The sequence below is a fragment of the Luteolibacter sp. Y139 genome, from assembly GCF_038066715.1.
GTDB classification, from domain to species: domain Bacteria; phylum Verrucomicrobiota; class Verrucomicrobiia; order Verrucomicrobiales; family Akkermansiaceae; genus Haloferula; species Haloferula soli.
In genome coordinates, this window is record NZ_JBBUKT010000020.1 from 21,415 (window position 1) to 47,880 (window position 26,466).

At 62.2% G+C, this 26,466-nt stretch carries 23 protein-coding genes and 1 tRNA gene; 10 read left to right on the forward strand and 14 right to left on the reverse strand.

Features of this window, described 5'->3' with window-relative positions; genetic code table 11:
- Positions 1-44 precede the first annotated feature (44 nt).
- Positions 45-1,175, forward strand: coding sequence for a substrate-binding domain-containing protein (locus tag WKV53_RS28265; protein WP_341408213.1), 1,131 nt, complete (start codon positions 45-47; stop codon positions 1,173-1,175).
- Between the two features lie 51 nt (positions 1,176-1,226).
- Positions 1,227-2,129 (forward strand): YceI family protein, encoded by a 903-nt coding sequence (locus WKV53_RS28270; RefSeq protein WP_341408214.1) that lies wholly within the window; start codon positions 1,227-1,229, stop codon positions 2,127-2,129.
- On the opposite strand, the gene WKV53_RS28275 is transcribed toward WKV53_RS28270, so the two are convergent.
- The 5 genes from WKV53_RS28275 to WKV53_RS28295 all read right to left on the reverse strand — a co-directional run bounded on the left by WKV53_RS28275 (position 2,130) and on the right by WKV53_RS28295 (position 7,545).
- Positions 2,130-2,771, reverse strand: coding sequence for a response regulator (locus WKV53_RS28275; protein WP_341408216.1), 642 nt, complete (start codon positions 2,769-2,771; stop codon positions 2,130-2,132).
- Between the two features lie 7 nt (positions 2,772-2,778).
- Entirely contained in the window at positions 2,779-5,286 is a 2,508-nt protein-coding gene (locus tag WKV53_RS28280) for a histidine kinase (protein ID WP_341408236.1), read from the reverse strand.
- A gap of 65 nt (positions 5,287-5,351) precedes the next feature.
- A complete protein-coding gene (locus tag WKV53_RS28285) occupies positions 5,352-7,133 on the reverse strand; it encodes a family 78 glycoside hydrolase catalytic domain (protein WP_341408217.1) in 1,782 nt (593 codons plus the stop codon).
- Positions 7,134-7,220: 87 nt separating this feature from the next.
- Positions 7,221-7,296 (reverse strand) — tRNA-Thr (locus WKV53_RS28290).
- 24 nt (positions 7,297-7,320) lie between these two features.
- Positions 7,321-7,545 (reverse strand): hypothetical protein, encoded by a 225-nt coding sequence (locus WKV53_RS28295; protein ID WP_341408218.1) that lies wholly within the window; start codon positions 7,543-7,545, stop codon positions 7,321-7,323.
- A gap of 295 nt (positions 7,546-7,840) precedes the next feature.
- On the opposite strand from WKV53_RS28295, the gene WKV53_RS28300 reads away from it, so the two are divergent.
- The 4 genes from WKV53_RS28300 (at position 7,841) to WKV53_RS28315 (ending at position 10,783) form a co-directional block, all read left to right on the forward strand.
- Positions 7,841-8,551 carry an OmpA family protein gene (locus WKV53_RS28300; RefSeq protein ID WP_341408219.1) on the forward strand — a complete coding sequence of 237 codons (711 nt, stop codon included), beginning with the start codon at positions 7,841-7,843 and terminating at the stop codon, positions 8,549-8,551.
- Positions 8,552-8,691: 140 nt separating this feature from the next.
- Positions 8,692-9,465 carry a nuclear transport factor 2 family protein gene (locus WKV53_RS28305; RefSeq protein WP_341408220.1) on the forward strand — a complete coding sequence of 258 codons (774 nt, stop codon included), beginning with the start codon at positions 8,692-8,694 and terminating at the stop codon, positions 9,463-9,465.
- Between the two features lie 297 nt (positions 9,466-9,762).
- Complete coding sequence (locus WKV53_RS28310) at positions 9,763-10,353, forward strand: lipid-binding SYLF domain-containing protein (protein ID WP_341408221.1); 591 nt, start codon at positions 9,763-9,765, stop codon at positions 10,351-10,353.
- A gap of 19 nt (positions 10,354-10,372) precedes the next feature.
- Positions 10,373-10,783: a hypothetical protein gene (locus WKV53_RS28315; protein ID WP_341408222.1), complete on the forward strand. Its 411-nt coding sequence runs from the start codon at positions 10,373-10,375 to the stop codon at positions 10,781-10,783.
- Here the strand turns inward: WKV53_RS28315 and WKV53_RS28320 are convergent.
- Complete coding sequence (locus WKV53_RS28320) at positions 10,780-11,166, reverse strand: VOC family protein (protein WP_341408223.1); 387 nt, start codon at positions 11,164-11,166, stop codon at positions 10,780-10,782. The genes WKV53_RS28315 and WKV53_RS28320 overlap by 4 nt on opposite strands.
- A gap of 72 nt (positions 11,167-11,238) precedes the next feature.
- On the reverse strand, positions 11,239-11,412 hold the full coding sequence (locus tag WKV53_RS28325; protein ID WP_341408224.1) for a hypothetical protein: 174 nt from the start codon (positions 11,410-11,412) through the stop codon (positions 11,239-11,241).
- Positions 11,413-11,560: 148 nt separating this feature from the next.
- Between WKV53_RS28325 and WKV53_RS28330 the strand changes: the two genes are divergently transcribed.
- Positions 11,561-11,899 (forward strand): hypothetical protein, encoded by a 339-nt coding sequence (locus tag WKV53_RS28330; protein WP_341408225.1) that lies wholly within the window; start codon positions 11,561-11,563, stop codon positions 11,897-11,899.
- Between the two features lie 133 nt (positions 11,900-12,032).
- Here the strand turns inward: WKV53_RS28330 and WKV53_RS28335 are convergent, their stop codons facing one another.
- The 4 genes from WKV53_RS28335 to WKV53_RS28350 all read right to left on the reverse strand — a co-directional run bounded on the left by WKV53_RS28335 (position 12,033) and on the right by WKV53_RS28350 (position 15,972).
- Positions 12,033-13,244, reverse strand: coding sequence for an App1 family protein phosphatidate phosphatase (locus WKV53_RS28335; protein ID WP_341408226.1), 1,212 nt, complete (start codon positions 13,242-13,244; stop codon positions 12,033-12,035).
- Positions 13,245-13,631: 387 nt separating this feature from the next.
- Positions 13,632-13,970, reverse strand: a complete 339-nt coding sequence (locus WKV53_RS28340; protein ID WP_341408227.1) for a hypothetical protein — start codon at positions 13,968-13,970, stop codon at positions 13,632-13,634.
- Positions 13,971-14,027: 57 nt separating this feature from the next.
- A complete protein-coding gene (locus tag WKV53_RS28345; protein WP_341408228.1) occupies positions 14,028-15,668 on the reverse strand; it encodes an ABC1 kinase family protein in 1,641 nt (546 codons plus the stop codon).
- 142 nt (positions 15,669-15,810) lie between these two features.
- A complete protein-coding gene (locus tag WKV53_RS28350; protein WP_341408229.1) occupies positions 15,811-15,972 on the reverse strand; it encodes a hypothetical protein in 162 nt (53 codons plus the stop codon).
- A 313-nt stretch (positions 15,973-16,285) separates the two neighbouring features.
- Here WKV53_RS28350 and WKV53_RS28355 point away from each other — a divergent pair, with 313 nt between their 5' ends.
- Entirely contained in the window at positions 16,286-16,564 is a 279-nt protein-coding gene (locus WKV53_RS28355; RefSeq protein ID WP_341408230.1) for a hypothetical protein, read from the forward strand.
- Here WKV53_RS28355 and WKV53_RS28360 read toward each other — a convergent pair.
- The 3 genes from WKV53_RS28360 to WKV53_RS28370 form a co-directional block, all read right to left on the reverse strand.
- On the reverse strand, positions 16,555-17,037 hold the full coding sequence (locus WKV53_RS28360) for a hypothetical protein (RefSeq protein ID WP_341408231.1): 483 nt from the start codon (positions 17,035-17,037) through the stop codon (positions 16,555-16,557). The genes WKV53_RS28355 and WKV53_RS28360 overlap by 10 nt on opposite strands.
- A 193-nt stretch (positions 17,038-17,230) precedes the next feature.
- Positions 17,231-18,706 carry a dihydrolipoyllysine-residue succinyltransferase gene (sucB, locus tag WKV53_RS28365; RefSeq protein WP_341408232.1) on the reverse strand — a complete coding sequence of 492 codons (1,476 nt, stop codon included), beginning with the start codon at positions 18,704-18,706 and terminating at the stop codon, positions 17,231-17,233.
- An 86-nt stretch (positions 18,707-18,792) separates the two neighbouring features.
- On the reverse strand, positions 18,793-21,585 hold the full coding sequence (locus tag WKV53_RS28370) for a 2-oxoglutarate dehydrogenase E1 component (protein WP_341408233.1): 2,793 nt from the start codon (positions 21,583-21,585) through the stop codon (positions 18,793-18,795).
- Positions 21,586-21,724: 139 nt separating this feature from the next.
- Here WKV53_RS28370 and WKV53_RS28375 point away from each other — a divergent pair, with 139 nt between their 5' ends.
- Positions 21,725-22,657, forward strand: coding sequence for an ABC transporter ATP-binding protein (locus WKV53_RS28375; protein WP_341408234.1), 933 nt, complete (start codon positions 21,725-21,727; stop codon positions 22,655-22,657).
- Positions 22,658-22,889: 232 nt separating this feature from the next.
- Positions 22,890-26,201, forward strand: a complete 3,312-nt coding sequence (locus WKV53_RS28380; protein WP_341408235.1) for a PVC-type heme-binding CxxCH protein — start codon at positions 22,890-22,892, stop codon at positions 26,199-26,201.
- Positions 26,202-26,466 lie beyond the last annotated feature (265 nt).

Genomic DNA, 26,466 nt, shown 5'->3' on the forward strand with positions numbered 1-26,466 from the left:
CATTACGCATTTACAACAGGCGAGTTCCTACGATGCTCCGCCGCGTGAAACCCTCCTTTCGCATCGGCCTGATGGTCGAGTCTCTCAGCGGCTACGGCAGCAAGATTCTCGACGGCATCAGCCGCTACGTGCAGCAGAAGCATAACTGGCGGATTGCGTTCTTCGACCGTGAGCGCCGCGAGTTGGCCGAGTTGGTCGAGACGTGGGATGGTGATGGCATCATCTGCACCGTGGTGGACCAGCGTTTTCACGAGGCTGCCGCCAAACGGAAAATCCCGGTCGTGAACGTCGCCGGCCTGCTGAACAGTTCCGACGTCATGAGCGTGCTGAGCGATGACGGTGCCATCGGCAAGATGGCCGCCGAGCATCTGCTCGACCGCGGCTTCACAAACTTCGCCTACGTCCGCCGCCGTGACGGCACCCGCTACTCGGAAGATCGCGGCAGCGGCTTCCGCAAGCGGATCGAGGAAGCCGGCTGGAAGGTCAGCATGATCAGCCTCGTCTCCCCCCACGGCGACGATGAGTTGCTCGGCAAGCTCGCCAACCTCCCCCGCCCTCTGGGTGTCTTCACCGCACTGGATCGCGTCGGCGCGATGGTCTTGGAGGCGTGCTTCAAAGCCGACTACAAGGTCCCCGAGGAGATCGCGATCGTCGGCGCGGGCAATCACAAGCAGCTCTGCGAACTCTGCTCCCCCACCCTCTCAAGCGTCGAGGTCGACTTCGAGCGGCGCGGCTACGAGGCGGCAGCCTTGCTCGACCGCATCCTCGAAGGCGAGAAGCGCCCGAAAGAACCCGTGCGCATCCCACCCGCGCACGTGGTCGAGCGCCGCTCCACCGATGTCTTCGCCTTCGATGACGCGGACGTTGTCGCCGCACTGCGCTTCATCCGCGAACATGCCGACACCACCATCAAGGTCCGCGACGTGGTCGCCGCCACCACCATTTCACGGCGCTCGCTGGAGGGCCGCTTCAATGTTCTGATCGGCCGTACGCTGCATGAGGAGATCTGGCGCGCCCATTTCGATCTCGCCATGCGGCTGCTGTCATCGTCCGACCTCTCGCTTCAGGAAGTCGCGGAGCGTTCCGGTTTCCGCACCGCGAGTGCCCTGGTGAATCTCTTCCGCCAACGCCTCGGGATCACACCGAAGGAGTTCCGCGTGGCGAACCGGAGATAGCATTTCCAATCCGCCCGTTGCATTCCAGCGGGCATGGTATTCCCTGTGGGCATGAAAATCGCCCCTACCACTCCTGCCACTCTCGCGGAGCTCCTGAAAGGCATCCGCCCACCCGCGCTGATCGATGTCCGCTTGAGCGAGGACTACCAATGTTGCCGGCTTCCCGGAGCCGTGAACAACTGTGTCTTCGAAGTCGCATTCACCGACCGAATGCCCGCCTTGGCCCCGGATCTATCAGCGCCCGTTTGTCTCTACGGCGCGGGAGAGGCCAGCATCGAAAGCCACATGGCCGCAGAGAAGCTCCTGCGCCTCGGCTACACCGCCGTGCATGAGCTGGACGGAGGCATCGCCGCGTGGCGTGACGCCGGGATGCCAGTGGAGGAAAGCCCCGAGCCATCCTCACCAGCTCTATTCGACGGAATCTACCGCATTGACCTCAGCGAAAGCCGGATCCAATGGACCGGCCGCAATCTGCTAAACCATCATACCGGCCACATCGCCCTCAAGGCGGGCGAGCTCATCATCACCGATGGCCAGCTTGCCGGTGGCAGCTTCGTCATCGACATGGCGAACATCACCAGCCTCGACCTCGCTGGCAACCCGCTGCATGACGTCCTCATCCGCCACCTGCACGACCACGACTTCTTCGACGCCAGCCTGTTCCCCGAGGCACGTTTCGAGATCACCAGCGCCACTCCGGTCAAAGGTGCCACACCCGGCTCCCCCAATCTCCACATCTCGGGCAAGCTCACCCTCAAGGACGTCACCGCTCCCCTCGACTTCCTCGCCAGTGCCGGCATCACGGACAAGGGAAAGCCCGCCGCCCAAGCCACGCTCTCCTTCGACCGCACGCTGTGGAATGTCCTCTACGGCTCCGGCAAATGGTTCCACCACCTCGGCGGCCATCTGGTCAACGACCTCATCGAGCTCCAGCTCCGCATTGTTGCGGAGTGATCAGCTTCCCTTGCCCAGATACTTGACCACCGCTTCCGTCCGCGTGCGGACATGCAGCTTCTTGTAGATATTGTGCAGGTGAGTCCGCACGGTCTCGATGCCAATGCCCAGCTCCCAGGCAATCTCCTTGTAAAGCCCGCCCTTCACCAGTTGATCCAGGATCTGCTTCTCCCGCGGAGTCAGGTTGTGATCCTCGTTCTTCGATGGCGGCGTCGCTTGGAAATGCTGCACCACCTTGCGGGCGATGGCCCCTGACATCGGCGAGCCGCCCGTCAGCAATTCATCCAGCGCGTCTAACAGCTTCCCCGGTGCATCCCGCTTCAACAGGTAACCGGAAGCCCCCGCCGCAAGCGCATCGAAGATCCGGTCGTTGTTGTCATAAACCGTCACCATCAGCACCTGCGCTTCCGGATGAAACTCCTTCAGCTTGGCGACGCATTCGATGCCGGACATCCCCGGAAGCTGGATGTCCATCAGCACCACTTCCGGACAAGTGGCGATCATTCCTTCGAGCGCGGACTCGGCATCCGGATAGGTGCCGGTCAGGCTCCACTTCGGAGAAGCCGCAAGGATTTCCGCCACGGTCTCGCGCAGCAATTCATCATCCTCCACGAGAGCGACGGTATGGAGATCGGTGGACATGAATCAGTCAGGTCGGGGTTTGCGGAAGCCGGCAGATGATGACGATACACGTCCCACGCCCGGGTGACGAGTCAATCGCATAGCATCCGCCAATTTCACGGATGCGGTCCGGAGTATTGGAGAGACCATGACCGCTCCCGTGAGCCTTGGGATCAAAGCCGCGACCCGTGTCGCGGATGGTCAGCGTGATCTTCTCCCCATCGTATTCAAACGAAAGGAAAGCCTCACAGGGCCCCGCATGCTGCAGGATATTGTGGAGAGATTCCTTCACCGCCAGCGCCAGGTGATGGCGGAACTCCGCCCCCAGTGGCCGGGGCGGAAGCACGGCGGGAATATCGAGCCGACATCGCACCGGCGAATCGCGGAACATCTCTTCAGCCACCCGCGTCAGGTGCGACGCCAGCTGATCAAGCGTGTCGTGCGCAGGATCGACCGCCCAGACCAGATCATCCAGCGCGACCACCATTTCCCGCGCGGCATCCGTCATCTTGTCGAGATGGCGATGGGCCTTCCCCGGATCGATGTCGAGATCACGCTTCGCCAGCGCCGCCGTCATGTTCATGACGGTGGCTCTCGTGCCAAGGTCATCGTGCAGGTCGCGGGCAATCCGGATCCGGTCCTGTTCGAGCGCATTCTGAAAACGCAGCGCTTCGAGACGCCGCTTCGTCCGGCGACGCAAACGCGCGACAAAGCCCGCCGCGATCAAGCCCACCAATCCCGCCGCAAGCACCGGCCCGAACCAAGGACGCTGCCAAAAAGGCCGCTCGATCACGAGAGGCAGTGAAACGCCATCACCAAGCAAGCCGCCCTCACCCGCCAAGCCGACCACTCGAAAGGTATAGCTGCCCGGCGGGACATTCACATACGTGGCCCGATGGAGGCTGCCACTGCTCACGTTGTAAGCCTCCTCCCACGACAGGACAAAGGCACCCCCACCATCCGGTGAGATCGGCTGCACCGAGGACCACTCACCATGGTGCTGCTGGTCACCATCGACCAGGGCGAGGAAGCCCGCACCCGAGCGAAAGATCAGGCGCGCGATCGCCGGGTCGCTTCCATCCCTCCGCCAGCCTTCCGGCGCTCCGGCCGCCCGCGCGGTGATTTCACTGAGCGCGATGCTGCCGTTCTTCCAAAGCGATGCCTCCGGCTTCCCCGGAGCGGCCAACGAAATACGATCCAAGGTCACGAAGCCCGTGGTATCGGGCGACCCTGAGTTCAGCGAAAGCCGCAGCGCCGTGGTCCCCGCCGGGATGTAAACCGGCTCTGTGCGACGAGTCATCGCGGAGTCTTCCAGCGCAGTCTCCCAGCCACTGCTGGTGCCGATGAAAGGAAAGCGCGTCTGCGAGATCACCCGGTCATTGCGATCGAGCGCTTGGCACACCAGACCCATGCCGCGCTCGGTTTCCTGCCAGCGGTCGTCAATGCCCTCCAACTGACATCGCAGCTTGATCGATCCGCCGGGATTGTCCGGACCGAAGCCGAAATCAAAGTCCAGTCGATGCAGCCCAGGACTCAGTTTCAGTGCGCCGCCCGGCGAGGATGGAAGCTGCGGCGACGAGGCATCGACGAAGACATTCTCCAGTCGCAGCCGGGAATCCGGACGCCGCGCCGCGTTGGTCCGCCGCGCCATCACTTCCTCGGGGCTGACCCTGCTCCCGGGTGCCACGAAGAAGAAGTCACTCGGATGCCGCGCCACACCGCTGATGCGGACTTCATCGATCACCCCGGGAAACGGCTCAGCCTCCGCATTGCCAGCAAAGGTCCGCGCCTCATTGCCAATCGCGAAGTCTCCGCTCGCTCCGGAGAATCCGGCCGACAAGGTCCCGCTCCCAATCTGGTTGGCCTCTGTTAGACCGTGCTCCAGCCTCGTCCAATAAAGCTTCAGGTTATTGGCCACGCCCGCATTGCCGTCATAGGAAACCGCTGCGTGGAACCAGTGGACGGTATCGATCGCATGGGGGCCACTCGTCGGAATGGTCGCCAGCGCCAAACCGCTGGCCCCGCCCTGAGGCAGCGGAATGAAGGAAAGAAAGCCCTCCTTCTCGATGCGAAAGTTGAAGATCCGGTCGCCACCATCGCCATCCATCGAAATCAATCCACACGCAACGACCCCAGCATCCTTCGGAAGCACATCGAACTTCACCACCGCCTCATAGGTGAAAGCCCCGCCCGGCCCGAAGTAGCGGAACCCACGGGGCACATTGTCCTGCGGCCCATTGGCGACTTGCGGCCTGGCCAGCAAGATCGCCCCACGCAAATCGGAAGCCCCCGGGGTCCCTCCGGCATTCGCCTTGAAAGAAATCGCCGTCCCCAATCCCTCCAACGACCGCTGGCCCGAAGCCGCCCCATTCAGCAACCCCTCCAACATCTGCGGCGGAGTCCCCGAGTCCGCAAAGGGTGCCGCCCCCTCATCCAAGTGCCACAGGTGCAGCGTGTGCCCGTCCGGCACATTCGGCCCAAGCTCCGCCGCCAGGGCGGAAATCGCCAGGCAGAGAACCATCAGCACACGAAGCATCACGGGCCGAATCTATCGGAAACTCAGCGCTCTTGCGAGATCCCGCCTCGTAAAACACTGGCCCCCTACCTCACGGAAATCTCCCAGCTCCCGGGCCCGAGCCCGATGACCTTGCGACCCCTCTCCTCGCGCAGCACTCGCGGAGTGGCAGCCTTGCCAGCCAGCGAAGCCTCCGGCTCTCCCGGATAGGGCAGATGAAACTCCGCCGCGGTCCCTGCCGGGACAGTCAGCTTGGCAGACCACTGCGACGCCTCTTTCCCCCTCAACTCCAGCAGGACCGGTCCCTTCGGCGTCGGCAGCTTCAGCTTCGCCATCTCCAGCCCACCGGTCTGCGGACGCACCCGGAACCGCTTGAACCCCGGCTCCAGCGGCTCGATTCCCATCAGCCCGCGCGGAATGATGTTCGCCGGAGCCGAACCCCATGCGTGGTTCCAATCCAGGTTCGGCTTCAGCGATGGATCCCATGCCTCCAGCGTGATGGTCGAGCCGACCTTCTCGCTCATGTTCCGCCACGAGCGCAGGTCATTCGAGGTCAGCAGAGACAGCGCCTTGTCCCCCTGCCCGGCTTCGTAGAGGGCCTCCAGCAGGAATTGTGATCCATAGACGCTGCACACCATCCCCTTCAGCTTGAGAAACTCTCCTACGCGGGCGATCCGCTCCTCCGGCACCAGCCCCAGCGCCAGCGCGAAGAAACTCGCATGGGCAGAAGCGTGACTACTAGGATTGCCGGATTTCGGATCGAGACCGTCCAGATAGCAACCGCGACTTTCGTCCCAGAGCTTCTCGTTCACCGCCTTGCGCGTCGCCTCGGCCATCGCCGCGAATTCCTTCGCATCCGAACTCTTGCCGAGATGCGTCGCCATCTTCTCCAGCAACACCAGCGCCTGGTAGTGAAAGGCCGTAACCACCGTCTTCACCTCGGGCTTCATGTCATAGCCATCCCGCTCACCCGCCGGCCAATCGACAATGTCGGTGATGTCCCCCTTGTTCCATCCCTCGAAAAATCCCTCGGGAGTCCTCCGCTCGATCATCGCCCGCCCCTTGAGCGTCGCATAGTGCTTCTTCAGCGAGCGGTCATCGCCCGACCATAGGAAATCGTGCCACGCGAGGATCACCGACTGCAGCCGCCACTCGGTCGGCCACGTCGGCTTCTCTAACAAATACTCATGCGTCAGCCGCGCCGTGTCATACCGGGCATCCAGGCAATAGTGGCCGAGCTGGTTGATCAGCACGTCCGCCTCGTAGGGCTTCCGCTCGCGGTCGCCGTCGACATACAGGCCCAGGAAGGAGGTCGCCTTGATGCTGTGCTTGCACAGCCCCCACACCGCATCGAGCTCCGGGCTGGAGGACTGGAATGCGGAAGCACTTTCATCGAAGGGCACCGACCACGAGACCCGGCGGATCTGGTCCCCCGAGAATGACGCCGGAGCACCCTCGATCTCCACGTAGCGGAAAGGCATCATCTCCGGCGCACCCTTCGGCAGTGAAAGAAAGCCCTCCTTCATCCAGCCCGGCGGCTTCCAGGAAAACTCCGGGCTCACCGGCGTCCGTGCCTTCAGGGTCACCTCCGCCCCCTGATACCGCACCGTGCCACCCGGCTTGCGGTTCAACGCTCCCGGGCCCGCCAGCGCCTCCCCCAGATGCACGCTCACCTTGGTCCCAACCTTCGCGTCCGGAGAGGTGATCTCCACATTCCCGAACGCCGCATCGCCGAAATCGATGAACCACCGGCCATCCGCCTGCTTCTCTGCCTTCACCGGCGCGTCCTTCGACGGCACCACGGGACTGCGCTCCTGCGCTTGGAGAAGGGAACAGGAGATCGCGATTAAACAGACAAAGGCACGCATCAGGCAGTGGATTTTAGCCACGCTGCCATCTCGCCCAGCCGGAGTCTGCCAAGAACCGCCGCTTCCCCGAAAAGGGGGATTCTGCCCTGGAGCCGGCTACCAGACTCGAACTGGTGACCTGATGATTACAAATCAACTGCTCTACCAACTGAGCTAAGCCGGCGTAACCAAGACATCGCCGCCGGGCTCACCGCCCGCCGACGGGGCGGTTTAACGTGCATTCCAGCCGCGGGCAAAGCCGAAATTTCGACTTCAGCGAAATGCCCGCCCCGCCCGCTCCCTTCCGTGGCACATCCCCTGCGATTGGACAGCCACCATGAATAACATCTTCTACATCATCGGAGTGGTCGTCGTCATCGTCGTCATCCTCAAGTTGCTTGGCTTGTTTTGAGCCACCAGCGATCGGGTTCATTCTCGACCAAGCCAAAAAGCATCGCGGAGCCAGCGAGACTCATACCCTCGCCGTGCATATAAGGTCGGCAGCCCTTGCACATTGCCCACGGCACCACGGGTTCCCCCCATGCTCTCGCCTCTCCGGCCATCCTTGAAAACACGACCGCAACCTCCAGCGGCTATTGAAATACGCCCACGAGCCCCGCTTTGAGCCGCCTTCACTTCATTCATTGAAGCAGGCTCCTGATGGCGGGCACGCAGGTTGCAAGGACTCTCCGCCGTCTTCTTGAACAATCCAAAAACACACCGATCCCATGAAACCATATCACTCGATTGCCCTCGTCCTCATTGCCCATGCCGCCGCTCAAGAGCCACCAGTTATCGTGGAGGAGCATGTAGCTCCGGCACCGCCACCGGTGGTCATCGAGGAAAAAGTCGTTCCCGCCCAGCCACCGGTCGTCGTCGAGCGGGTCCACCCTCTCGATCCCGCTCTGGTCCGGCGCCAGCTGGCCATCGCTCCGAAGGTCATCGAAGTCCGGGAAAAGCCCGCCGTCGTCCTGCCACCTACCCATGTCGAGACCACTGAGACTCACATCATCGAGGATCCCGCGCTTCCGCCGCGTATCTACAATGTCGAGCGCAACGTCGTCATCGTGGAAGGCCGCGAACTTCCCTACGTCACCATCCCGGTGTTGTTCGTGAAGGAGACCGCCGAGCTGCTCGATTCCGAGTCGCGCACCGCGTTGGAGGAAACCGCCAAAGCCATGCTCGAAGTGCTCCAGACCAGTCCCGACGCCGGCTTCGATGTCGAGGGCCACACCAGCGTTGAAGGCACGGACGAGTTCAACCTGCAACTCTCCGCCGCGCGTTCCCGCCGCGTTTATGACGAGCTTACCCAGCGCTACGGTGTCCCGGTCTCCGCGATCGGTGCCCACGGCTTCGGCGAAAAATATCCGAACCATCCGAATGGCAGCGAAGCCGAGCTCGCGCTCGACCGTCGCGTGCTGGTGGTGCGGGTCAAGTAAGCCGAATCGAAAGCCCGCTGCTCTTTCGCGAGGATGGGAGCCTCTCTGGCTCTCTCCTCGCGCAACAGCACGCCACCAGCCGGACGCCCTCGCCATTCATCGTCAGTGGATCTTTCCACCGGAGGTGCGAGGTTCCAACAATGGACCTCTATCGTGTGCTGATCGCCGCCTACTTCGCGGCTTATGAAAAGAAGGACCGGACAGCCTTGGAAAACCTCTTGGCAGAGGATTTCACCTTCAGCAGTCCGGTGGATGATCGCATCGACCGCGACCGCTACTTTCAGCGTTGCTGGCCCTTCAGCCAACAGGCCAAGGAATTCCGCATCGAGAAGCTGCTGGCAGACGATGAAGAGGCCTTCGTCCGCTACGAGGCAGTGACGGTAAGCGGCACGGCCTTCCGCAACATCGAGACCTTCTCGATCCGCGAGGGCAAGATCGTCCACGTGGAAGTCTACTTCGGCAGCGATACCGCGGACTCCGTTCGCGAAAGCGAGATTGCAGCCGTGGTGGAAGCATGGGCGGAAGGCATTCGCAACAAGGACGTGGATGCCGTAACGAGGTGCTTCATCGAGGAACCGGTGGGCTTCTACCTGGCACCTCCATTGCAGGCCGACGAACCGCTGAAGGAAAACCTGTCCTCTTGGTTCGCCACCTTCGATGGCCCGCTCGGCTATGAGATCAGGGACTTGAAGATTTCATCCAGCGGTGAGGTCGCATGGTGCCACGCTCTCAATCATCTCACCGGCACGAAGGCGGAAGGCGAACGCATCGACCTCTGGTTCCGCCTCACTCTCGGCCTCAAGCGATATGGCGATGAATGGAAGATCGTCCACGCGCACGAGTCCGTCCCCTTCCTGATGGATGGCAGCGACAAGGCGGCTTTGGATCTAAAGCCGACAGAGCGCAGCGAATGAAAAACGGGCGCAGCATTGAAGGCACTTCAAAGTGCATTTGTTAGAAGCCGCGTCATGCAGCTTGCACAGCCTTGAAGGAGAGAGAAGGAAGCACCCCGTTCCAGCACTCACTCAATCAACGCCTCCTAATCAACTCTCCCTGAATCGATTACAACATTAACACCGCTATCCCCCTCCCGTCCGGAACCCCGTGGCACATCACCTGATAGAAGGCTTTCGACCGGCGTCGCGCCACACGTCGAAGTGGCGACCTCGCGGAGGCGCGACGCCGGACGCATCAACTTGATTCCATTTACCATGAATACATCGATTCCGACCTTTTGCCGCGTGGCCTTGGCTTTGGTAGCACCTGCCTTCCTTACCCAATGCGCCTATGAACCTGTGACCCGCGCGAATGCCGAACATGCAAGCCGCGGAGATATCTCGGGCGATGCCCGTGCCGCCTTGGATGAACTTTATGCCCATGATCCCGGCGCTCGTAAACTTGGCCGTTCAGCCGCTGGCGTTCTCGTCTTCCCGCACATCACCAAGGGCGGCCTTGTGGTGGGCGCTGAAGCCGGCAACGGCGTCCTCTTCGGACGCGATGGCGGCGTGAAGGGGTATTATCAAACCGCTGGTGCCTCGTATGGCCTTCAAGCCGGGGTCCAAAAGTACGGCTATGTGCTCTTCCTCATGAGTTCCTCCGAAGTTGCCCAGCTTAACCGCGCCGCGGGTTGGGAAGTTGGCAGTAGCCCCGGTCTGGTCGTGGTGGATCGCGGCATCGCCGCCACTGTCACCTCGCGCACTGTGGACAAGGGCGTCTACGCCTACGTCTTCAATCAGAAGGGCCTCATGGCTGGCCTGAGCTTCAAGGGAACCAAGATCACCCGCATCCAGCCCGGCCACTAAGGCTTTTCCTTCCACGACCATGCACGCATTCATCGACGACACCAAGGCGAGCATCAGCCGCGCTGCCGATCTCCTCGACCTTGGCATGTATCGAGAAGCTATGGCCGTCATTGAGAGCCTTCCGGATGACCTGCGGCCCGTTTCCGCCGCGCGGCGAATCTTCGTCCGCGCGGCGACCGGGCTCGGGCGTTGGCGGGAAGCATTGGAGGAAGCGAAAACCTTGCGCGATGGCAACCAAGCGGATCGAGCTGAAGCGGCGCGTGCCTTCCAATCCCTCGCTGCCGAAGCGTGCAATCGAGGAAGGGAGGAAGATGCCGGCCATCTGGTGAAAGCGGCCATGCGGACCCGCTTGGAGCAGCTGGATGAAATCCTCGTCGACGAGCGTTTCCCCGAGAAGTTCCGGGAGAAGCTGGCTAGGAAGTGGCGCTAGTCCATCGATACCTCTTCCCGATGGCACACTTCGAAACGGTTGCCGAAGGGATCCTCGAAGAAGACCGCATAGTATCCAGCCTCATACGGCACGGGTCCCTCGACATTCCGGGCTCCGGCCCGGACGGCTATCATCGCAAGCCGATCCACCTCGGCATTGCTCGCCGCCCAAAAGGCGACGCGGTTCTCGTTCGCAATGTGACCCGTTGACTCGGTTACCCCAAAGAAAGCCCCTGCCGGTTCGCCGACGCTCTCATATTGCAGCCACCCTTCCACATCCACCCGCCGGGTAAAACCAAGCGCAGGAAGTAGAACCTCATAAAACGGAGTTGCATCGCGAAGCGACGGAACCCGCAAATCGATATGATCGTAGAGGCGGGACATGGATCACCATGTCTCCATCCAACGCCTCCGATCGCAACGAAAAGTCAGAGCCGGAACGAGGGGGAAAATCGGCTATACTCCCGATTGCCACGGCGTCCATTGCCAGTGGCGATAGAGCAGCATCTTCGCCGCGAGCCGGGCGATCAAGCGGTCAGCTTCGTCTTCGGACGCACAGGTGCCAAAGATTCGGGCGCAGTTGTCCGGGCCGATGGCGGAGACAACGAAGAGGGAGGTTGAGGAGTTCATGTCTGTAGGTTCCTGGGGGGAGCCATGAAACTTTTGCAGACCCGCGCACCATAAACCGGTTCCTGACCACCCGGAATCACGTGATCACGTGAGAAAGACAAGCCCACCGCTTGCACCCGCCTCCCGCTCTTGTTAGGCGAACACCGTCATGAGCACATCAAAAGTCAATGCATCGAAAGGGCGGCGCTATACCACCAAGGAAAAGTCCGAGATCCTGGCCTTCGTGGACAAGGTGAACGCCGAAAAAGGCCGCGGTGGCCAGATGGCCGCCACGAAGAAGTTCAAGCTCTCGCCCCTCACGATTGCCTCGTGGATTCGCAGCGGCATCACGGCCGAGGGAGGAGCTCCCATCGCCGCAAGCTACTCCGCCGGACCAATCGGCAAGAAGCTTTCCGATCTGCAATCCCTGCACGGACAGATCGTCAAGGCGGAGAAGGATTTGGCCAAGATGAAGAGCCAGTTCGCCGCGCTGAAGGGAAACCTGTGAGCGCCGCCACCTGAAGCACCTGATACCGTGGCGGTGGGGATGACATCCTTCTCCCCTACCCCGCCTCCACGGACAGGCAGCCTTCCGATTTGACTTGGCACCACGCGTGGCAGCGGACGCAGCTGCATCGCGCTCAATCCTTGCCGTCTTCGCCAAGCATGGAGTGAAGCGCCTGCTGCATCGCTTCTTCTCCCGCTCCGGGACGCTGGCGATCCGCTTGGATCTCCTCGATGACCGCGGTCATCGGAGCCGGTGGAATCAAGCCGATCCGGCTCGCGTGCTCCGCGATCATCAGGCTATCCCTCGCCAGCACCATCGGCACTGCCACGGCCGCTGCCCGCTCCACGGCACGATGCACCGCAGTGTCCTGTTCCGAGTCGGTTTCCGGATCAATGTCGCGGATGTAGATGGCGACGACTCGTCCAGGCCGTTGCTCGGCGACGGATGCATAGATCCCAGGATCATCCTGACCGGAGTCGCCGATCAGCACGAAGGGCAGGTCAGGATAAGCATCGAGCAGGCCCAGGGCTTTTGCCTCCTTGTGGCCATGGCCAGGTTCCTTGATGAACTTCGTGCGATCCAAGCCGACATCACGCAATAGCAAGGGCCCCGGCGGGATCTCATTGAGGCGCAGGAAATCGGCCAGCAAGTCGTGCAGGTTCCAAGGCGAGCTGGAAATGTAGAACAGCGGATTGACCGGCCTCTTCGCCTGCCCGAGCTGGAGTGCCTGGTAAAGCGACGCCACTCCCTCAAGCGGCTTACGGGTCTTGGCGTTCTCCAGAAAGGTCAGCTTCGCCGCAAGGAGCAGGCTGGTGATGCCCGTATGGATGACAGTGTCATCGAGATCACTGATGATGCCGAAGGCGGCAGTGGTGGGCGGCACCATGATATCATGCTCCGCTTCGATTGTTCCTTCAGCCGCCCCCTCACCACCTTCAATCGCAGCCCCGCAGGTAAGCCAGAGAAGCCCGTCATGACTCGGGGCCGGCACCGTAAACTCAGCCTGATAATATCCCTCCTCATCCGTGACGACTGTCTGCTCCTGATCCTTGAAGCGCAGCCTGACGGATACACCCGGCACCTCGTCACTTTCCCAACGCCGCCACGTGTTGACCAGATTGTCCCACCAGTCATGGTCATCGAGCGGACCACCCGCGGGACGGTTCGCCAGCACGCGACCGCTCACGTGGACACGCGAGCCATCCGCCCACCCTTGATAGGCGGAGATGTGACGCGGCTGGTGGCGGCCCGTCGCCCGCCAGAGATCGCGGCGAACCTCATCCACCGCTTCCTCGGTCACGGCCGCAGCGCGATGAAGCAGACGAAGGAAGTCACGCGGAGTCATTCATCACCCTGACATCGAACGACGGGAAAGTCCCGCAACGATTGAACGCCACCTTCCATGGGAGGAGCCTGCCGGCTTCGCTCCCGGATACGTAAAATCCCACGCATCCAGGTCCAACGCTCCTCCCCGGCTACTACGGCGTTCGTAGATACCCTAGCTGCACCTCATTTGCATTTCCGGCGAAGCGCGGCAACTTCGGGGCAAATGCGGAAACGCATGGTGCCCGTAGTCCTGGGGGGAACTGCGGGCACCTCCACTTTCCAGGAGAACGTGTCCATCATGGTAGCAATTGCCCGCGGTCGGTCTCAGAAGCCGGCCGCGGCGCATGTACGGATCTTGCACCATTCCTCCCATTGCGTGCAGCATTCCGGGTTTGCAGAACGCTCCTCAGGCGATCTCGTCGCAGACTCCGTTGAAGTATTCCACGTCCGAAACAAGACCTCGCGGAATGATCATCGGCTCCCCGTAATTCACGCCATGCATCTGGGTGCAGATGAAGAACGCGACCTCGGAAGCGAGGATGCACAGCACCACCTCCGGTTCGCCCGGAGGATGCGGAATTCCCACCTGCGCAAGGTATTCGCTTTCCCGGAAGCGGTAGCGCAAGGCGAAGACGCGGTCAGGAGTGAGCTGGATCCCGCAGTTCTCCACGCAGCGCCTCGCCACCTTCCGGTACACCAGGTCGGCGGCAAGATCATCCTGTGAAAATGGAATGAAGAACTTCATGGCTACCATTTCTCATGGCAACCCGCGTGCCAGCTTCGAAACCGGCCCGATGACGCGTCAGCGGTCCTTCACAAGGATCTGGAAAAAGAGCATCAGGCCGCCAGCGGCTGCCGCGAGGAAGAGGATCATGGCCAAGCCCGGATAGCCGAAGAGCCGGAAGCTCGTATCCACCCGCGCGAGCATCGCACTGCCGACAATCAACGCTGCCAGGATCAATCCCGTGGTGATTCGATTTGCCACCTTTTGCAGCCCTTGGATCAGACTTTTCTCGTCGAGGGAATCGACCGTCACCTTCAGCTTGTTCTCCGCAACGAGGTCGAAGATCCGGTTCAGCCGCAAGGGAAGCTGCGCTACGAACTGCTTCGTCTCGGTCAGCACTCCCATCAGATTCGCGGAAGTCAGCGTCTCCTTGATCCGGGCCTTGCTGATGCCCGCCAGATTCCGCCGGATGGACTGCTGGGGGTCGAAACCCGGACTGAGCACCGTCCCCACCCGATCCAGATTCAGGAGCGCCTTGCCGATCATGCTCATCTCCTCGGGAATCCTCAGTCCCGCCTCGGCCGACGCTCGAGTCACCTGAAGAACGATCGTTCCCATGTCGATGTCGGCCAGGTTCCTCGACTTCGCCGCACCCACGATTTCCTCGACCGCACTAGTGAAACCCGCGCGATCAATCGCCTCTTCCCTCGCCGCAGCGAGGCTCATCGCAGCCTCCGCCGTTTGCACCCCATTGCCCTCGCTGATACCGGCCAGCAGATGGACAAGCTGATCCCTCATGCGTTGCTGAACCCGTCCCGTCATCCCCAGATCGAGAATCGCAATCTTCCGGTCATGGGTCAGCAACAGGTTGCCCGGATGAGGATCGGCATGGAAGAAGCCATCGACCAGGATCTGCTTCAGGTAGGCACCGAAGAGTTCCTCAGCGAGCACGCCGCCATCCAGATCCGTCATCACCGCGCCGGAGAGTGAGGTGATCTTGGTTCCGGGCAGGTAGTCCATGGTAAGCACGCGACCCGTCGAGTAGTCCGGCACCACCTCCGGCACCACCAGTTGAGGGAAGCCTGTTAAATTGCGTCGCAGCTCTTCCAAGTTCGCGGCCTCGCGCAGGTAGTCCAACTCATGGAAGAGGCTGGTGCGGAACTGACCGACCAGCCGTGCCAGCTCATACTTCCGCCCGAAGTCGGTGTGCGCGTCGAGAAACGCAGCCACCTCCTCCAAGCTATCAAGGTCTGCGGTGATCTCCTTCCGGATCTCAGGCCGCTGGACCTTTACCGCCACTCGCCTGCCACCGCGCAGCATCCCGACATGAACCTGACCCAGTGAGGCCGCGGCCAAGGGCTTCTCATCGAATTCCCCAAATGCCTTCGAAATCCGTACGCCGAGTTCTTCCTCGATCACCGCCTTGATGCGATCCGCCGGCACCGGTTCCACTTGATCCTGCAAGCGACTGAGTGCTTCCAGAAAAGGCGGTGGCAACAGGTCCGCCCTCGTGGATAGCAATTGCCCGATCTTCACGAACGCCGGCCCCAGACGCTCCAGATCACTCGCCAGCATCGTCGCATCCTTCGCCGCCTCCGGAGCATCGCCGTTGAAGGCATCGGAGAAGTCCGCATCCGCGGAGATCACACGACTGCCATACTTCATGAAGAGCCACGCCACATCCTTGTAGCGCCGGAGATTCGCGGGAGCGATTTTCATCCCTAACAAATCGCAATCCGCATGCCATCCGTAGCGCTACTCCGCCTTGCCCTCCATCCCACAGCGCTGGCGACTCCCGTATGCAATGAAGCAGGAATCGCCAGCGTGTTTGGGGGGAAAAGAATCGCGTTCGCAGGAGAAGCTACTCCGGTGAATCCCGCACCAGCATCGAAGCCGAGACGAACATGGCCTTCAGCTTCATCCCCGGCCACAAGAGGGCAGCCGCCTGATGCACCGCGTTTTCCAACGCTTGGACAGACGCCTCGGGGAAATCCATCGTCAGTTGCCCGAGCAACGTTCGCATCTTCCAATCTGCGAGTTGTTCGTGCGGCTTGGGGGGAATTTCGTCGACCATGGTCAGACTGTTTCGATGGGAGCGGCGGCGGACTCCGGCACCGTCACTAGCCAAAGTCCGCCGCATCGATTCAAGGCGAGTCCCTATCGCAGTTGACGCGCCAAGACCACCTCACGAAATAGCGCCCCGTTTACCAATGGAGGGACGCCGCTAACCCAGCGTGAAGCACCTCAGCTTGCACTCCGGCGATGCGATTCGCACGGGCTCCGGTCCGGTGCCAACCGCCGGTTGCAACGCCCCTACCCGCGAGCGATATTCTAGAATGAATGTCCTGTTGAATTCGCGAGTCCTCGTCGGGGCACAACATGATGCCGCCGCGGCTTTCGCCCGCCGCTGGAATGCCGGGATCATTCCGCAAATACAATGGCTCCTCAGTCCGTCCGAACTCTGCGTCCTCGAGGTCACCGCCTCACCCGGCGAAAGCCTGCCGTCCACAAGCTCTTTCGGCAATTCCTCCCGCCCCACCCTCGCCATCGCCAACCGCCTCGAAGACGATCTCCGCCGCCACTTGGGAATGCGCCTCTCGCCGGATCAGGGCTGATCAGCCGTTGGCCGGGTCGCCTTTGCATCCTCATCCAGCAACGCTTCCAAACGAGGCGACAAGGTGCACCTGCTCTTCTCACGAACCTCGTGAAGAAAATCGAGCAAGCGCGGGAAATGATCGGTCGAAGTGAAGGCGATCACGGAGTCGCTTCCCCGGATCACGATCATGTGGATCGCAAACTTCCAATCGACGTGGCGAATCTGCTGCCACGGCACCATCTCGCGGGACCATGGCCGTACAATCACCAGACCCGCATCAGAAATCTCATATTGAGGGAGCCCGCTGCGGACGTAGAGCCACAGGATGAGAATCGCCATGAACACGCAACCCGTCACCATCCCGATGCGCGAAGCAAGGTTACCGTGAACGAAATGCTCCACACTGCATTGATACGCCATCACGATGAAGAAAATCACCGTGCCCAAACTGAGAAGATGAACAAAGAAGCTGCTTCCGTAGCGATGGCTCATGTCGTGGCTTGCTAAAAGCCCCGGACAGGAAAGGCCTTCAAGGTTGAAAACAAGCCGGAGTTGACACGCCATTGCTCGTCCGGATTCCCACCATCGCGACCGTAGATGCATCGCGCATGGACCGAACGAAAAAAGTCGCGGGGATTCCTCCCCACGGCCTTGTTAAAATTCGCTGGGAAGAACGAACGCCCCCTCACATCTCCAGCAGGAGACGCGTCGGATTCTCGATCCCTTCCTTGATCCGGATCAGGAACGTCACCGCTTCCTTGCCGTCCACGATGCGGTGGTCGTAGCTGAGGGCGAGATACATCATCGGGCGGATGACGACCTGGTTGTTCACGGCCATCGGGCGCTGCTGGATGGTGTGCATGCCGAGGATACCGCTTTGGGGCGGGTTGAGGATCGGTGTGCTGAGCAGCGAGCCATAGGTGCCGCCATTCGAGATGGTGAAGACACCGCCTTGCAGGTCCTCGATGGAGATCTTCCCTTCCTTCGCCTTGTTGGCGTAGCCGATGATATCGCGCTCGATCTCGGCGAAGCTCTTCTTGTCGGCATCGCGGATGACCGGGACGATCAGGCCCTTCTCAGTGCCGATGGCGACTCCGATGTCGTAGAAGTGGTTCTCCACGATGTCCTGGCCATCGATCATGCCGTTCACCTGCGGCACATCCTTGAGCGCCTGGACCACGGCCTTCACGAAGAAGGACATGAAGCCGAGCTTCACGCCGTGCTTCTTGAGGAAGTCTTCCTGCACATTCTTGCGCAGTTCCATGACAGCGGTCATGTCCGCCTCATTGAAGGTGGTCAGGATGGCGGCGGTCTGCTGGGCATTCACAAGATGCGTCGCGATCTTGCGGCGCAGCATGGACATCTTCTTGCGGGTCGTGCGGCCGTCGGAAACGGGAGCGGCAGCAGCAGCCGGAGCCGATGGCGCGGCAGGAAGTTCAAAGGTGCGTGGCGCAGGTGCCGCAGCGGCCGGAGCCGGTGCGGGCGCAGGAGCTGGCGTCGACTTCACCACCGCAGCCGTGCTCGGCGCGGGCGCAGCGGCTGGAGCCGGTGCCGGTGTAGCAGCCGCGGCGGCAGCCGGAGCCGCGCCCACGGTGATGCGGGCGACCACGGTACCGATGGCCACCTCGTTGCCCTCGGCGACGAGGATCTGAAGAATGCCGGAAGCCTCGGCTTCGAGCTCGCTGGAGACCTTGTCGGTTTCGAGCGTCACGAGCACCTCGCCCTTGGTGATGGCGGAGCCATCGCCCTTGTGCCAGCGACCCACGTTGGCGGAAGTGATGGACTCACCGGCAGCGGGAACCTTCACGTCGATGACTTGGCCACTTGCCGGAGCGGCAGCAGCCGCCGGGATCGGCGTGGCGGCATCGGCAAGACTTGCGGGAGTGCCGGTCTTGAGACCTTCACTTCCGGAAGAAGCGGGTGCAGCGCCACCTTCAAGCTTCGCGATCACGGTGCCGATCGCCACTTCCTCCCCTTCCCCGACGAGAATCGTGAGCACACCGTCAGCGGCGGCTTCGAGTTCGCTGGAGACCTTGTCGGTTTCGAGCGTTACGAGGACTTCTCCTTTGCGGACGGTTTCACCGTTCTGCTTGTGCCAGCGGGCGACGTTGGCGGAGGTGATGGATTCGCCGGCGGCGGGGACTTTGACTTCGAGAGACATCGGGGAAGGCTTTATTGAGGAAAAAGAAATCGAGTAGGACGAGAAGGGGCGGACAGCATTTCACCGGCCATCCGCCCGTTTCCATTTCAGACGGTGAATGCGGCTTCGAACAGGGCCTTGCTTTCCTTGTAGTGCTGGGCCTTGGAACCGGCCGCCGGGCTGGAGGCGCGGTTGCGACCGGCATAGCGGACGCGGCGATCCAGCACCTTTTCGAGGCGCGGGAAGATGTAGGACCAGGCACCCATGTTGAGCGGCTCTTCCTGAGCCCAGACGAACTTGTTCGCGGCGCCATACTGACCCACCAGCGCGGCGATGAGCTCGTCGTGGAAGGGATAGAGCTGCTCCACCCGGAGGATGGCAGTGTTCTTGATGCCGTGCTCCTCGCGGTAGGCAGCGAGATCGTAGTAGACCTTGCCCGAGCAGAAAATCACCCGCTCGACCGACATCGGGTCGTCGAAGTGCATCGGATCCGGCAGCACTTCCTGGAAGCAGGAGCCTTCGAGGAAATCGGCCTCTTGCGACACCGCTTCCGGACGCGTGAGCAGGCTCTTCGGCGTCATCAGGATCAGCGGCTTGCGGAAAGGCCGCATCTTCTGGCGACGCAGCGCGTGGAAGTACTGGGCCGGCGTCGTGAAGTTACCGACGATGATGTTCTTCCCGGCGCAAAGCTGGAGGAAGCGCTCAAGGCGGGCACTGGAGTGCTCCGGACCCTGGCCTTCATAGCCGTGCGGCAGCAGCATCACCAGGTCGGACGGCGTCTGCCACTTCGACTCGGCGGAGGCGATGAACTGGTCGATGATGACCTGCGCGCCATTCGAGAAGTCACCGAACTGGGCTTCCCACAGCGTCAGCATGTTCGGCGCGCCGAGCGAGTAGCCGTAGTCGAAGCCGAGCACGGCGAACTCGGAGAGGAAGGAGTTGTAAACGCAGAACTTCGCCTGCGTCGGGCTCACATGCTCCAGCGGGATGTAGCGGGCGCGCGTCTCGGAATCATAGAACACCGCGTGGCGGTGCGAGAAGGTGCCGCGGCGGCAATCCTGACCCGACAAGCGGACCTGATGGCCTTCGGTAAGCAGCGCACCCCAGGCGAGCGACTCGGCGAATGCCCAATCGATCGGGCCGCCATTCTGCAGCGCCTCTTGGCGACGCGGCACGAAGCGCTTGGCGAGCGTCGGGTGAAGATTGAAACCCTCCGGCACGGTGGTGAGCACCTTGCCGACATGCTGGAGCAAGTCGCGGCCGATGCCCGTCGGCACCGGAGCGTGGGTGTAGGGCATCTGCTCGACGGCGGTCGAGCCGCTGAAGGCACTGCGCTCGCCCTTCTCTTGCATCTCCACCATCTTCGCGTGACCGGCTTCGAAGCGGTCCCAGATATCCTGCTCGATCTTGTCTGCGTCGGCCTGGCTCAGAGCGCCTTGGGCGACGAGCTGCTTCTTGTAGATCTGGCCGATCGTCTCGCGGGCCTGGATCAGCTTGTAGATGTGCGGCTGGGTGAACGCGGCCTGGTCGGTCTCGTTGTGGCCCTGACGGCGGTAGCAATACATGTCGATCACCACGTCGCGGCCGAACTGCTGGCGGAACTCGAGGGCGAATTGGGCGGCCCAGTAGAGCTCCATCGGCACCTCGCCGTTCACGTGCAGGATCGGTGCCTCGATCATCTTCGCCACGTCGGTCGCGTAGGCGGACGAGCGCGCATCAGCCGGCATGGTGGTGAAGCCGATCTGGTTGTTGATGATGAGATGGATCGTGCCGCCGGTGCGGTAGCCCGGAAGCTGGGAAAGATTGAGACACTCGGCGACCGGACCTTGGCCGGCGAAGGCGGCGTCCCCGTGAAGCAGGATCGGCAGCACGCGCTTGCGATCCGTGGCGACACCGTCGTCACCCAGGATGCGCTGGCGGGCGCGGGCCTTGCCCTCGACCACCGGATTGACGGCTTCGAGGTGGCTCGGGTTGGCCGCGAGGCTGACGCGGACCTTGCCATCCGGCAGGTCGCGCACGCTCTCGTAGCCGAGGTGGTATTTCACGTCGCCATCACCCGCCACGAGGTCGGGCATGTAGTTCGGCGTGAATTCGTAAAGGATCGTCGTGAGCGACTTCCGGACGAAGTTCGCGAGGATGTTCAGGCGACCGCGGTGGGCCATGCCCATCTCGATCTCCAGCACGCCGGCAGCCGGACACTTCTCAAGGATGGCGTTCAAGACCACCATCGCGCCTTCGCCGCCTTCCAGCGAGAAGCGCTTCTCGCCGAGGAACTTCTTCCCGAGGAAATTCTCGAAGCTGTCCGCCTCGATCAGCCAGCCGAGCGCACGGGTCTTGCGGTCGGCCGGATCGTCGCCGCGCAGCGCGTGGTCCTCGATGTGGCGACGGACCCAGTTGCGGACGGTGGTGTTGTGAATGTGGGTGAACTCGAAGCCGATGAAGCCCGAGTAGGTGGCCTCCAGTGCGGCGACCATGTCCCGCAGCTTCATCTTCGCGCCGTCGCGGAAGAGCGGGTTGGACGCCTCGCGGTCCATGTCCGCCTCGGTGAAGCCGAATTGGGAAATATCCAGCCGTGGATTGCGCTCCTGGTGGTCGGCGAGCGGGTTGATGTGCGCCTGGGTGTGGCCGAGCGCCCGGAAATTGTACACTAGGCTCACGACCTTGCCGTAGAACGCGAGGTCGGTCTCGCTGGGGCTGCCTGCAGCGGCGGGTGCTGCTGCGGCGACCGGCGCGGCCGGGGCTCCTTCCCCATTCTTCGGCTTGAGCTGGGCTACCCCGAGCTCGAAGCCTTCAAAAAAGGCCGACCATGTAGGGTCGACCGAGCGGGGATCCGCGCACCACAGCGCGTATTGTTGTTCCAACAGGTCCGCATTCAAGCGGGCGGAAACCGACGATTTCATGAGCGGTAGGTTCGGGTGCCGGCGGGAGATTGCGGAAATTCCCGCTTGGCCCCTCGCACGCAGCGCTTAGGTAAGAGGCCGTCCCGGACGCGTCAACGCACAAGGCCGCAATTTGGGGCGAATTTCCTGCATATCGTCCATGATCGAAGTTCGGCAACTGACCAAGAGCTTTGCCCGTCACCAGGCGGTCAAAGGGATTGATTTCAACGTCTCCCCCGGCGAAATCGTCGGCTTTCTAGGGCCAAACGGCGCCGGCAAGACGACCACCCTGCGGATGCTGACCGGCTACCTGCCGCCCACTTCCGGCAGCGCCCGGGTCGCCGGCTACGATATTTTCCGCCAGTCCCTCGAGGCCCGCCGCTGCATCGGCTACATGCCGGAGAACGTCCCGCTCTATGACGACATGCGGGTCCGCGAGTATCTCAAATACCGGGCCAGCCTGAAGGGTCTCGGCAGCCGGGACGCCCGCCGCCGGGTCAATGAGGTGATCGACATCTGCGGGCTGGAAGCCGTCCGCCGGAAAATGATCCGGGTTCTCTCCAAGGGCTACCGCCAGCGGGTCGGCCTCGCCGATGCCCTGGTCCACGAGCCCCAGCTCCTGATCCTCGACGAGCCCACCAACGGACTGGATCCCAATCAGATCCGCCAAATCCGCGATTTGATCAAAAAGCTTTCGGAAAAGCATACCATCCTGCTTTCCACCCACATCCTGCACGAGGTCGAAATGACCTGCGGCCGGGTCATCATCATCGATAACGGCCAGATCAAGGCCCAGGACACCCCGCAGAACCTCGTCGCCGGCATGCGCGCCGCCGGCCGGGTCCACGCCGAGATTTCCGGCGACCTCGGGGTGATCGGCCCCGCCCTGCAACGGCTGGACAACGTGAAACGCGTCACTTCCGAGCCGCTGACCGACGATTGGGCCCACTACGAGATCCTCGTCGACTCCGGAACGGACGCCCGCGAGCGCATCCACGAGGTGGTCAGCCAATACGGCTGGCCGATGCGCAGCCTCCACCGGAAGGACGCCACGCTGGAGGACGTCTTCGTCGAGCTGACCCGCCGCGACTAAAGGGGTGTCGACGTTCCGTCGAGGCGGCCTGATCTGCGCCCCGGTAGCACTTCACTATTCCCGTATGCCTCTATCCGGGAATTACGGGAGTTCCCTGCCTTCAGCCGAACTCCGCTACTCCGGTATGCCTAGGAGAGCGGAGTAACCGGAGTTCCCCCGGCACCCCACTCATCCGGGTAATCGCCCCGATATTTGACAAGCGCCGGGATTTCCCGTGCGTAGTGGCACGCCCATGAAAGCCGCCTGCCTTTCGGTCCTGCCACTCGTCGCCCCCCTGCTCGCAGCCCCGGAAAGCTATCCCTGCCAAAATGGCCTCGTCCGCTCGCTGGTCGCCCGCGAGCCGATGTTCATGAACCCGGTCGCCGTGTCGGTGGATACGGACGGCTCGATCTACGTGACCGAGACGACCCGCCGCAAGCAGGCCGACCTCGATATCCGCGAGGTGATGTGGTGGGTCACGGACGACCTCTCCCACACCACGGTCGAGCAGAAGCGGGACTTCTTCCACAAGAACGTCACCCCCGAGCGGTTCAAGAACCACCCTTCGCTCAAGGACCACAACCACGACGGCACCATCGACTGGAAGGACCTGACCGTCCACAGCGAGAAGATCCACCGGCTGGTGGACACCAATGGCGACGGCGTGGCGGACCAGCACACGATTTTCGCCGAGGGCTTCAATACCGAGGTCACCGGCATCGCGGGCGGCGTGCTCGCCCATCGCGGTGATGTCTACGCCACGATCATCCCCGACCTGTGGAAGCTCCGCGACACGAATGGCGACGGGAAGGCGGACGCGCGCAAATCACTCGTCACCGGCTTCGGCGTCCACATCAACTACGCCGGCCACGACATGCACGGGCTCACCCTCGGGCCTGACGGCAAGATCTACTGGACCGTCGGCGACAAGGGCACCAGCGTCGAAAGCGAGGGCAGACATTGGATCTATCCGCACGAGGGTGCGGTGCTGCGCTGCAATCCCGATGGCACCGGCTTCGAAGTCTTCGCCCACGGCCTGCGCAATGTCCAACAGGTCGCCTTCGACGACTACGGCTACCTCTTCGGCGTCGACAATGACTCCGACCAAAAGGGCGAGAAGGAGCGGCTCGTCTACATCCCCGAGGGCTCGGACAGCGGCTGGCGCTGCTACTATCAATACCGCGGCGGAAAGTACAACCCGTGGATGGACGAGCGCATCGCCTTCCCCGATGGCAAGGACCGCCCGGCCTCGATCCTCCCGCCGATCCAGCTGTACCTCGATGGGCCCAGCGGCTTCTCCTACAATCCCGGCACCGCGCTCAACGAGCGCTACCGCGGCCACTTCTTCCTGACACAGTTCCCCGCCGGGAAGATCAATGCCTTCCAGCTCGAACCCGACGGCGCCTCCTTCAAGATGAAGGACGATCACCTGATGGCCAGCGGCACCCCCTTCGTCGGCTGCAACTTCGGCCCGGACGGCGCGCTCTACGTGGCCGATTGGCAAGGCGGCTACCCGCTCAAGGAAAAGGGCGCCGTCTGGAAGATCGATGACCCGAAGGAAGCGGGCAGCGCGATGCGGAAGGAAGTCGCGGCGATGCTCAAGGAAGGCCCGTCAAAGATCGCAGACGAAGAGCTCATCAAGCGCCTCGGCCACGTCGATCAGCGCATCCGTCTCGATGCCCAGTGGGAACTCGCGTCCCGCAAGAAGTGGGATGCCTTGAAGGAGGTTGCTGCGTCGAGCGAAGCACCTCAACTGGCCCGCATTCATGCGCTGTGGGGACTTTCGCAAGGCAAGCAGTTCGATCCGGGACTTCTCCGAAGACTCGGAACAGAAAAGGATCCGGAACTTCGCGCCCAAGCCGCAAAATGGGCGGGCGAAGCCGCCAAGACCCTCCCACTTGAGTTCAATAGGTTCTTCACTGACGCCTCCGCTCGTGTCCGCTTCCAAGCCGTCATGGCGGTCGGAAAGACCGGAGACATGAGCCAGGCCGAAAGCGTCGCGGCCGTACTCGCTGAAAACGACAACAAGGATCCCTACCTCCGCCATGCCGGCTCGTTTGCCTTGAGAAAAGTCGCGACCTCGGAGGCCGTCGCGAAGATCGGCACGAACCCATCGCCCGCCGTGCGCTTGGCATTCGTCATCGCCATGCGCGCCTCGCTTCAGGAAGCCATCGCCAGCATCGCGGTGGACAAGCCGGAGGAGAAACTGACTCCCGGCACGATCGCCACCATCACCGCAGCGGGGAACGCCCTGAACCTGATGCTCACGGACAAGGACTCGGCAGTGGCATCCGAGGCGGCCTGGGTGCTTCATGATTGCCGTCCGCAGGGTGCCATCAACCCCACGCTCGCCAGCGTGCTGGAGAAGAACCCCTCGGTCAGCGAGCCCGCGCTGCGTCGATCGATCGCCGCGAACCGGCGCATGGGCACCCCGCATGACCTCGAAGTGCTGGCAAACTTCGCCGCAAATCCGGCCCGCCCGCTGGCCTCACGCCTCGTAGCCCTCGAAGCGCTGGCCAGCGTGAAATCCAGCGAGCCGCTCGATCCCGTGGATGGCCGCTACGCGCCGCTCACCGCTTTGACGATATCGAAGGACGTGGCGGCGAAGCTCGAATCCATCCTGTCTCCGCTGGCGAACGATCCGAAGCTCTCGAAAGCAGCTGGCTCCGCCCTCGATGCGCTGGGAGCCAAACAGGATTCCTCGGTTCTAACAAAAGAGGCGCTCGATCCTTCGCTCGATGCCACCGGCCGTCTCACCGCGCTCCAGCACCTCAAGGATGGCGGTGACGCGAAATGGGCGGACACCGCCTCGGCGCTGTTGAAGGAGAGTTCCCCTGCCCTGCGCACCGGTGCCGCCGCACTGCTTGGCGACACTGCACCCGGACCGGTGATGAGCTACATCAAGCAAACCGGATTGAAGTCGTCGGACCTCGCCGAGCGACAGGGAGCCATTCGCTTGCTGGCGTCGCTGCCCGACTCGAAGCCGGTGCTCGATGGCCTGCTTTCCGAACTCACCGCGGGCAAGCTCGATACTGCCGTGCAGCTCGACGTGATCGAAAGCGCGTCCTCACTTCAGCTCGATAGCTTGCACGAAGCCCAAGCTGCCCTCGCTGCAAAGGGTGCGCTCGGCAAGTGGTCCTTCGCGCTCGCGGGTGGCAATGCCGCCGCGGGCAAGAAGGTCTTCGAGGAAAACCTGTCCGCCAACTGCACCGCCTGCCACCGCATCGAAGCGGAAGGCTCGAATGTCGGCCCGCCGCTGACCAAGGTCGGCGCGAAGGGACGCGAGTATTTGTTAGAGTCCCTGGTCACACCACAGGCAAAGGTCGCCTCCGGCTACGGCATGATGACCGCGACGAAGAAGGATGGCACCACCCTCGCCGGAGCTTTCGTCGAGGAAAAGGACGCCAAACTCATCCTTGCCCAAGCCGATGGCTCGAAGCTGGAAGTCCCGCTCACCGACATCGCTTCGAAGACCGCGCCCGTCAGCGTCATGCCACCCATGGAAGCAATCCTGAAGCCCGCCGAACTGCGGGACCTGGTCGAGTTCCTTTCGACGCTGAAGTAAGGCACTGGGAGCGCGGGATTCATCCCGCGTGGGTGGTCCTTCGCAGCCGACTTTTCAGATCCTCGTTTTCCGCTTTTCCGCCACCCTAGGGTCACCGGAAAAGCGGAATGATTGTCGGCCGCGCCTTACCTTCGCCATTCCATTGCAGCCAACCGTCCAAGCGGGCCGGAGGCCCTGTAAAGACTGGGGACATCGTTTACACCTGTTCGGGGACATCGTTTGCACTTTTCAACCCTCTTCCGTGTGGCGGACGTGGCTCATGGAG

Coding starts and splice junctions, on each gene's coding strand:
- WKV53_RS28270 (WP_341408214.1), top strand. CDS start 1,227: ATGAAAATCGCCCCTACCACTCCTGCCACTCTCGCGGAGCTCCTGAAA.
- WKV53_RS28275 (WP_341408216.1), bottom strand. CDS start 2,771: ATGTCCACCGATCTCCATACCGTCGCTCTCGTGGAGGATGATGAATTG.
- WKV53_RS28280 (WP_341408236.1), bottom strand. CDS start 5,286: ATGCTTCGTGTGCTGATGGTTCTCTGCCTGGCGATTTCCGCCCTGGCG.
- WKV53_RS28285 (WP_341408217.1), bottom strand. CDS start 7,133: ATGCGTGCCTTTGTCTGTTTAATCGCGATCTCCTGTTCCCTTCTCCAA.
- WKV53_RS28295 (WP_341408218.1), bottom strand. CDS start 7,545: ATGAACCCGATCGCTGGTGGCTCAAAACAAGCCAAGCAACTTGAGGAT.
- WKV53_RS28300 (WP_341408219.1), top strand. CDS start 7,841: ATGAAACCATATCACTCGATTGCCCTCGTCCTCATTGCCCATGCCGCC.
- WKV53_RS28305 (WP_341408220.1), top strand. CDS start 8,692: ATGGACCTCTATCGTGTGCTGATCGCCGCCTACTTCGCGGCTTATGAA.
- WKV53_RS28310 (WP_341408221.1), top strand. CDS start 9,763: ATGAATACATCGATTCCGACCTTTTGCCGCGTGGCCTTGGCTTTGGTA.
- WKV53_RS28315 (WP_341408222.1), top strand. CDS start 10,373: ATGCACGCATTCATCGACGACACCAAGGCGAGCATCAGCCGCGCTGCC.
- WKV53_RS28320 (WP_341408223.1), bottom strand. CDS start 11,166: ATGTCCCGCCTCTACGATCATATCGATTTGCGGGTTCCGTCGCTTCGC.
- WKV53_RS28325 (WP_341408224.1), bottom strand. CDS start 11,412: ATGAACTCCTCAACCTCCCTCTTCGTTGTCTCCGCCATCGGCCCGGAC.
- WKV53_RS28330 (WP_341408225.1), top strand. CDS start 11,561: ATGAGCACATCAAAAGTCAATGCATCGAAAGGGCGGCGCTATACCACC.
- WKV53_RS28335 (WP_341408226.1), bottom strand. CDS start 13,244: ATGACTCCGCGTGACTTCCTTCGTCTGCTTCATCGCGCTGCGGCCGTG.
- WKV53_RS28340 (WP_341408227.1), bottom strand. CDS start 13,970: ATGAAGTTCTTCATTCCATTTTCACAGGATGATCTTGCCGCCGACCTG.
- WKV53_RS28345 (WP_341408228.1), bottom strand. CDS start 15,668: ATGAAAATCGCTCCCGCGAATCTCCGGCGCTACAAGGATGTGGCGTGG.
- WKV53_RS28350 (WP_341408229.1), bottom strand. CDS start 15,972: ATGCGAACGTTGCTCGGGCAACTGACGATGGATTTCCCCGAGGCGTCT.
- WKV53_RS28355 (WP_341408230.1), top strand. CDS start 16,286: ATGAATGTCCTGTTGAATTCGCGAGTCCTCGTCGGGGCACAACATGAT.
- WKV53_RS28360 (WP_341408231.1), bottom strand. CDS start 17,037: ATGAGCCATCGCTACGGAAGCAGCTTCTTTGTTCATCTTCTCAGTTTG.
- sucB (WP_341408232.1), bottom strand. CDS start 18,706: ATGTCTCTCGAAGTCAAAGTCCCCGCCGCCGGCGAATCCATCACCTCC.
- WKV53_RS28370 (WP_341408233.1), bottom strand. CDS start 21,585: ATGAAATCGTCGGTTTCCGCCCGCTTGAATGCGGACCTGTTGGAACAA.
- WKV53_RS28375 (WP_341408234.1), top strand. CDS start 21,725: ATGATCGAAGTTCGGCAACTGACCAAGAGCTTTGCCCGTCACCAGGCG.
- WKV53_RS28380 (WP_341408235.1), top strand. CDS start 22,890: ATGAAAGCCGCCTGCCTTTCGGTCCTGCCACTCGTCGCCCCCCTGCTC.